Raw genomic sequence first — 7,576 nt, 5'->3', positions numbered from 1 at the left:
TATGCTAGCCGATAAAATCCGCCTGATCCGCAACCATGCCGAAGCGGTTCTCTCCGCACGGGGGATCAAGGATAAATCAGAACTCATCAACATGGTCGGTTACAATTACCGAATGACCGAGATCGAAGCCTCTATTGCCCGCTGTCAGCTCAAAAAGCTCCCCTCATTGCTCGCGCAAAGGCTCGAAAATACCATGTATCTCAATGAGCAATTAGCGCAAATCCCCTGCATAAAACCGACCAAAATTCGCAAGGGGGCAAAGCATGCTTTTTACGTTCATCCGTTGCAGTTTGATGCCGAGGTAGCGCAAATGCACCGTAACCGTTTTATCGATGCGGTCAAAGCGGAACTCCCTCCGACTCTGTTACGCGAAGAATCGGTGGTACTGCTGAGTTACGGTTATGTCAAACCGCTCTATCTTCAGCCTCTGTATCAAGAGCGGATTGCATTCGGGCGGGATGGCTATCCGTTTAGCCTCAGCGAAGTGACCTATCCGAAAGGGCTTTGTCCGATAACCGAAGAGATGCACTTTAACCGTCTTATTACCCATGAATTTATGCGTCCGGGGATGGGCAAAGCGGATATGGATGATGTGGTACGTGCCTTTGTCAAAGTATGGGAAAACCGCGCGGAGCTTTTATGAACTTTGTGGGTAAAAGTGTTTATTTGCGTCCGATTGAAATGAGTGATGCCGATGGCGCGTACCCATCATGGTTGAATGATCCCGAGGTATGCCGTTACAACTCGCACGGAGATGCTCTGTATACGAGAGAGATGGCACAATCGTATATCAAGAGTGTGATTGATAACCCCAGTGCGGATGTGTTTGCGATTTGTTTACGTGAGGATGATCGCCATGTCGGCAATATTGCACTACAGCAAATTTCACTCAAAAATCGCAACGCCGAATTGGCTATTTTGATCGGAGACCCCTCTGTTTACGGAAAAGGGATCGGGTATGAAGCGGGGAAACTTTTGGTGGAGTATGCTTTTGATACATTGAAACTTCATCGTCTCTATTGCGGTACCCATTCTGAGAATACCGGTATGCAAAAGTTGGCGTTGAAGCTCGGCATGAGTGAAGAGGGGCGACGCCGTGAAGCCCTTTTGAAAAACGGCATTTTTGCCGATATAGTGGAATATGGATTACTCAACACCGTTTCTGAAAAGGAGACTCTATGACCAAACAAATGATTTTTACCGATACGCCACCCGATAGCTACGGAGAGCCGCTTTATAAAGAGTATCTACAATACTGTACCCGTTGCTGTATGCCCAGCTCGAATGAGGGGATGCAGTTTGATGAACTCGGTATCTGTTTAGCGTGCCGTGCGCAAGAGCAAAAGATGCGGATCAACTGGAAAAAAAGTGAAGCGGTACTTCGTGAAACACTAGAGAGCTACAAAGAGAAGGCGGGGGATAACTACGATTGTATTATTCCGATCAGCGGGGGAAAAGACAGCGTTTTTCAGCTTCATGTCCTCAAAAAAGTGTACGGGATGAAACCGCTTGCCGTGACGTTTAACCATAACTGGTATTCGGAGACAGGCAAATATAACCTCGAAAATGCCCTCGAAAAACTTGAGATCGATCACATTATGTTCACCCCGAATAAAGCGTTAGTGAAAAAATTGTTTGTCAAATCGTTTTATAAGATCGGAGATTCCTGCTGGCATTGTCATGCGGGTGTCGGTGCGTTTCCGCTCCAGATTGCCGTTAAATTCAATATTCCGCTCCTTATCTGGGGAGAATCGGTGTGCGAGAGCAGCGGTCGTGCCGATTTTAGAGATAACGTCCAAAAGTTTGATCGCGATTATTTCACCAAAGTCTCCGCAAAACTCTATCCTGAACAGATGATTGATGAAGAGATTACCCGTAAAGATCTAAAACCGTTTGAACTTCCGAGTTTCGAGGATATTGAACGCGTCGGAGTGGTGGGATTACATCTGGGAGACTATCTCTTTTGGGATGATGAGCGTCAAATGGAGTTCATTAAAAAAGAGTACGACTGGCGTGAAGAGCATCGCCCAGGTCACTACAAAGGGTTCAAAGGGAATGAGTGCAAGTTTGAAACTCTGCACGATCACATGAAATACGTTAAACGTGGATTCGGGCGGGGAACCGATCAGGCGAGCGCCGATGTCCGTGCCGGATTGCTCACCCGTGAAGAGGGGTTTGAGATCGCGAAAAAATACGATCAGCAGCGCCCCGCGTATCTGGATGAATTTTTGGATATGGCGAACATCACCGAAGAGGAGTACAACAATGTACTCAAAGCGATGCGCCAAGGAAAATTCAGAGAGTGCCGATGAAATTAGCTGATTGTACCGCCACCGAATTATTGGCTCTATTGAAATCAAATACTACGACACCCAAAGAGATTGCCCAAAGCTGTATAGAGCGGATTCGTGATATTGATCCGATTGTCAACGCGTGGGAATATTTTGATGAGGGCTCAATTGAAGCGCAACTCACCAAAATCGAAACCTATAATCAAGACGATTATCCCCTTTATGGTATCCCTGTCGGTGTAAAAGATATTTATAACACGTTTGATATGCCCACACAGATGGGTTCGCCGCTGTGGAGTGATTTTACCCCCGGTAATGATGCCCGCATGATCCATTATCTCCGTCGCGCAGGCGCTGTGATGTTAGGCAAAACGGTAACGGCGGAGTTCGCGGTTCACTATCAGGATAAAACGTGCAATCCGCATGATCTTCGTCGTTCACCCGGCACCTCCTCTAGCGGTTCGGCCGTTGCGGTGGCGACGGGGATGGTTCCGGTTGCATTGGGAAGCCAAACGGCGGGTTCGATCAGCCGACCTGCGAGCTATTGCGGTATCTATGGATTTAAACCGACCTTTGGGGTATTGCCCCGTATCGGTGTGCTGAAAACAACCGATTCGCTCGATACTCTCGGTTTTTTCACTCGGAGTGTTAGTGATTTAGGTTTGATGTTTGATGCTTCCCGCGTGCATGGCGAAAATTACGAGTTTGTCCACCAATACATTGATAATTACGTCTCCATACCCGATAAAGTTTACCGGATCGGCATTGTAAAACATCCGAAATGGGATGAAGCCTCAGTGTATGCCAAAGAGCAATTTGCCAAGTGGTGTGAAAAACTGCAAGATCCGAGATTCGAGATCGAAGAGGTCACCCTTCCCGCGTTTTGTGATACGATTCATGCGACGCATCAGCGGATCTATGATAAATCGCTTGCGTACTATTTCAAAGAAGAATACGCTAAGCATGAGCTTATGAGCCCCATCTTTTATGATATTATCCAAGAGGGACTCCGTATAACCAAAGAGGAGTATCAAGACGCTTTGGAAAAACAATCCCGTGAAACACGCGAGTTTGACACATGGATGGAGTCGTATGATATACTCATCACACTTGCCACGGCCGATGAAGCGCCGATTGGATTGACGACTCCCGATATTCCCGATGCGAATTTGATATGGACCTATTTGGGATTGCCGATTGCTACCCTTCCGGTGTTAAAAGGGTCTCACGGTTTGCCGATAGGGGTTAGTGCCGTTACCCGCAAATATAACGACAAACTACTATTAGACTTTTTAGCGTATTTGCACACCATCTCTTTGTTGAGTGATATACAACCAATTATTCCAGTACCACAAAAGGACTCCAATGAGTGAAAGTACCACCTCGCTACACCCGGTTTTTGAAAAAAATTTACAAGCTCTTTTTCATAAAAATGCCTATCTCGCAACGGATTTATTTAAAATAGAAGGTAATACACGATTTGAGGTGTATCAGGGCAAAGATGCTGTTGATATAAATCTATACGATACGGAAAACAAGAGTATTTTTTACAACACGCCGGTTCAAGATGTTATTGATTTTATCGATAATTCTCGTAAAGAGTATCAACTCCCATTTCGTTATTTCTTTGGGATGGGAAACGGCATTATTATCCAAATGCTTCTGAAAGATCCTGAAATTAAGCGTATTATTGTCATTGAACCGAATCTGGAAATCTTGTATATCATCCTCCATATGCTTGATTTTTCGGAATCTATTTTGAATGATCGTCTTTTTATTGAGTCGTATGCACAGTTCAGTTATCCGAAAGCCGATTATTTTCTGACAAGCTCACAATCACAATTTTATGCCAAATTGTTTGACCTCGAAACAACCTCGCACTATTACTCCCAATATTATGAAGAGGATATGAGAGACGTTATCTCAATTATGACAAAAGCGTTTGAAACAACTATTTTAGGATATGGAAATTCTGCTGAAGACTCTTTGATGGGTATCGAACACCACATCAAAAACCTTCCGGCGATGGTACATGGACCGAAAATTGTTAATCTTCAGGGGCAAAAGCATCCTGACATCGCAGTGGTTGTCTCTACGGGACCGAGTCTCACCAAGCAGATACCGTTACTCAAAAAAATACAAGATTATGTGACGATTATTTGTGTGGATGCGAGTTTCCCGATTCTGGAAAAGCACGGGATAAAACCCGACTTTGTTACGGTACTGGAGCGAATTCCCGAGACAGCCAACTTTTTCAAAAAGAATGAAAAAGAGTTTCAAGACGATGTTATCTTTGTTTGTGTCTCTATTGTTCACGAAGATATTTTAAAAGCGATTCGAGGGGGAACGACGGTATTGCAGATGCGTCCTCACGATTACACAAAATATTTTGGATTAGACGATTACGGATATTTGGGTTCCGGTATGAGTGCCGCCAATTTAGCTCATGAGTTAGGGATGGCATTGAAATTTAAAAATATTGTTTTGATCGGTCAGGATTTAGCATTCGGTGATGATAATACATCCCATGCAAACGATCATACGTTTGGGGTAAATGAAGAAGATTCGAGTAAACATGATTTTTATGTAGAGCGATACGGCGGCAACGGAGAAATCCGTACCACCCATTATTGGATCATGTTTAAGAACCATTTTGAGCAGGCTATAGCAAGGCAGGAAGCCCCTCAGCGGACGATAAACGCAACCGAGGGGGGTGCCAGAATCCCCGGTTCGATTGAAATGCCCTTTAGCGAAGTGGTAGAAACGCTTGTCGATTTTACACAACACAAAGATACTTTTCATCTTGATCCGACTCCTCAGGAAGAAGCTGAAAAACATATCACGACGATCGTGGACAAAATCAATTTTTGGTTGAGTGATTCCATCGAGAAGCAAAATCTCATCGAAACGATTTTTCTTGAGGTACAAAAAGCATGTGAAGAGTTTGTCAAGTTCCATAATGAAAAGAAATTAGACAAAATCACCATGAAAAAGTTGACGCATTTGACGGATCGTATTGATGAGGTTAAAGCGTTAACGGAAGACAACCTCTTTATTCAGCTTTATTTTCAAATTTTACAATCGTCGTTGCTCCATTATGAACTCGATTTTTCTGTAATTCAAGCCAAAGTGGTTAAAGATGAAGAAGATAAAAAAGCAAAACTTCTTGAATGGGTTATGGCGCATCGTTATTGGCTTTTTGCGTTTGCAGGTCAAATCAATGCAGAGCGTGAGATTATTCAAAGAGCGATTTTAACATGGCCCGAGGAGATACAATCCAGAATTGTTATTCCGGTAAAAGATGATATTGAAGTGTCAATTTAAAGTTTCGGATTAAAGAACGAGGGGAAAAAGGTGTGTAGCAGTCAAAAGACTGCTACAGGAAAGTATTACTATTGAAGCAATTTGAGAACGTTTTGCTGAACAGCATTTGCTTGGCTCATAGCGTATGAACCTGATTGCGCAAGAATATTATATTTTGCGAAGTTCGCTGATTCTGCCGCGAAGTCGACATCACGGATTTGTGATTCCGCCGATTTAACGTTAACTTGGGTAACGGAGATATTGTTTACCGTTGAGATCAATTGATTTTGAACCGAACCGAGGTCTGAACGGATAGAGTCGAGTAGTTTTTGAGCTGCCTCGGCGATGTTCATGACGACCATAGCCCCTTTGAGGGTTGTAACCCCAGCTCCCATCCCCGATGTTGCCGCTGTACTGGTACCTGCCGCTGAATACGCCCAGTTACCGATAGCTAACGCCGCAGTCGAAGTAACACCGTACAAACTGCTGGCAAGGTTCATGGATGCACGATTTCCTCCACTGGAGAGACCGCTTCCGTCATTGGCAGCTGCTGAGACGATAATCGCACGTGCATCGAGACGAGAGAGTGTTAGTTTACCGTAGTTTCCACCCTCTACAAACCCTGTAACCGAACCTGTACCTGCAGAAACGACGATACCGCGACCATCCATTGATTTTAAATGGATTTGTCCAGCAGTATCTACGGTTGCGGTAACACCGGTTTGCTCTTTGACGGCATTGATCGCATTGAGCAAAACACCCTCTTTATCGTTTTGGGCAAGTTGACTGAAGTTTCCGAGGGAAACACCGTTAATGGTAAGACCTGAAATATCGGTATTTGCCGCGATATTTCCAGACATTACCGTTTCAACAGTATACGAAGCACGTACACCGGTTTGATCGGATGCATTGTTGATAACATCGGCGAGTTTACCGAGACCGCTTCCCGCACTGTAGTCAATCGCTACCGCTTGGAGAGCAATACTTTTACCGTTTGCACTGAACGTCAATGTTGATGTTCCTGCCGATGACATACTCAAACCGGTGTAATAATTCACCGATCCGATTCTTGTACTTTGTGTCGCACCGATACTCGCATCGATCGTTTGATTCGAATACGCACCGACTTGGAATTGTTTATTGGTAAAAGAACCTGAAAGGAGGTTTTGACCGTTGTAGTTAGTTGTGTTAGCGATATTATCCAATCCTTGGATCAGACGAGAAATATCGGCTTGCAACGCTTTACGTGAGTCAGCACTTTGACCGTCTTGAGCCGCTTGAGTTGCTTTTACTTTGATCGTTTCCAAAAGTTTTAATTGCTCATCCATTGCTTTGTCGGCAATTTGAACGATACCGATGGCATCATTGGCGTTGGCTACCGCTTGACCTAATGCTCTTGCTTGTGAACGAAGAGAGTCGGCAATCGCCATCCCTGAAGCATCATCTGCGGCAGTGTTAATACGAAGACCTGAACTTAGTTTAGCTAGTGAGCTATCCAAATTACGGTTAGTGACGCTTGCTGACGTGTGGGCATTCATTGCCGCTACGTTTGTGTTAATTCTAAAACCCATGATAAATCCTCTTTTTTGGTTTTATGTTGATTTATGGATTAAAGCAAAATGTATTCCAAAAATTAGGGGTAATAAGATTTATGAGTTTATGGAGAGACTATAAGAAGAAGTTTTAGTTAAAGAGAGAAGAGGATGATCGGGCGAGGCCCGATCAAGAGAGACTATTGTAGCAAACGAAGGACGTTTTGTTGAACAGCATTTGCTTGGCTCATAGCGTATGAACCTGATTGTGCAAGAATATTATATTTTGCAAATGTAGCTGATTCTGCCGCGAAGTCGACATCACGGATTTGTGATTCAGCCGCTTTCACGTTAACTTGAGTAACAGAGATATTGCTCACTGTTGAGACAAGTTGATTTTGAACCGAACCGAGGTCTGAACGGATAGAGTCGAGTAGTTTTTGAGCTGAC

Annotated in this window: 7 protein-coding genes; 5 read left to right on the top strand and 2 right to left on the bottom strand. The window is 44.1% G+C overall.

Features of this window, described 5'->3' with window-relative positions; all coding sequences use genetic code 11:
• The 5 genes from VFW36_RS02345 to VFW36_RS02325 form a co-directional block, all read left to right on the top strand.
• On the top strand, nucleotides 1–643 hold a 643-nt coding region (locus tag VFW36_RS02345), incomplete at its 5' end, for a DegT/DnrJ/EryC1/StrS family aminotransferase (RefSeq protein WP_329657217.1).
• The gene (locus VFW36_RS02340; protein ID WP_329657216.1) at nucleotides 640–1,182 is read left to right on the top strand and encodes a GNAT family N-acetyltransferase; all 543 of its coding nucleotides are present in this window, start codon (nucleotides 640–642) and stop codon (nucleotides 1,180–1,182) included. The genes VFW36_RS02345 and VFW36_RS02340, both read left to right, overlap by 4 nt.
• Nucleotides 1,179–2,312 (top strand): N-acetyl sugar amidotransferase, encoded by a 1,134-nt coding sequence (locus VFW36_RS02335; protein ID WP_329657215.1) that lies wholly within the window; start codon nucleotides 1,179–1,181, stop codon nucleotides 2,310–2,312. The genes VFW36_RS02340 and VFW36_RS02335 overlap by 4 nt, the downstream gene beginning before the upstream one ends.
• Complete coding sequence (locus VFW36_RS02330; RefSeq protein WP_329657214.1) at nucleotides 2,309–3,664, top strand: amidase; 1,356 nt, start codon at nucleotides 2,309–2,311, stop codon at nucleotides 3,662–3,664. The genes VFW36_RS02335 and VFW36_RS02330 overlap by 4 nt, the downstream gene beginning before the upstream one ends.
• Nucleotides 3,657–5,615, top strand: coding sequence for a motility associated factor glycosyltransferase family protein (locus tag VFW36_RS02325; RefSeq protein WP_329657213.1), 1,959 nt, complete (start codon nucleotides 3,657–3,659; stop codon nucleotides 5,613–5,615). The genes VFW36_RS02330 and VFW36_RS02325 overlap by 8 nt, the downstream gene beginning before the upstream one ends.
• Before the next feature lie 68 nt (nucleotides 5,616–5,683).
• Here VFW36_RS02325 and VFW36_RS02320 read toward each other — a convergent pair whose 3' ends face one another.
• Both VFW36_RS02320 and VFW36_RS02315 read right to left on the bottom strand, forming a co-directional pair.
• On the bottom strand, nucleotides 5,684–7,165 hold the full coding sequence (locus VFW36_RS02320; protein WP_329657212.1) for a flagellin B: 1,482 nt from the start codon (nucleotides 7,163–7,165) through the stop codon (nucleotides 5,684–5,686).
• Between the two features lie 161 nt (nucleotides 7,166–7,326).
• On the bottom strand, nucleotides 7,327–7,576 hold a 250-nt coding region (locus tag VFW36_RS02315; RefSeq protein ID WP_329657211.1), incomplete at its 5' end, for a flagellin.

This window comes from Sulfuricurvum sp. (assembly GCF_036279695.1).
Lineage (GTDB): Bacteria > Campylobacterota > Campylobacteria > Campylobacterales > Sulfurimonadaceae > Sulfuricurvum.
The sequence above is the reverse complement of the archived record's forward strand: the minus strand, read 5'-3'. Positions and strand labels throughout refer to the sequence as shown.

Bases quoted from the DNA above. Each gene is read 5' to 3' on its own strand.
- VFW36_RS02320 (WP_329657212.1), bottom strand. From the start codon at position 7,165: ATGGGTTTTAGAATTAACACAAACGTAGCGGCAATGAATGCCCACACG.
- VFW36_RS02340 (WP_329657216.1), top strand. From the start codon at position 640: ATGAACTTTGTGGGTAAAAGTGTTTATTTGCGTCCGATTGAAATGAGT.
- VFW36_RS02330 (WP_329657214.1), top strand. From the start codon at position 2,309: ATGAAATTAGCTGATTGTACCGCCACCGAATTATTGGCTCTATTGAAA.
- VFW36_RS02325 (WP_329657213.1), top strand. From the start codon at position 3,657: ATGAGTGAAAGTACCACCTCGCTACACCCGGTTTTTGAAAAAAATTTA.
- VFW36_RS02335 (WP_329657215.1), top strand. From the start codon at position 1,179: ATGACCAAACAAATGATTTTTACCGATACGCCACCCGATAGCTACGGA.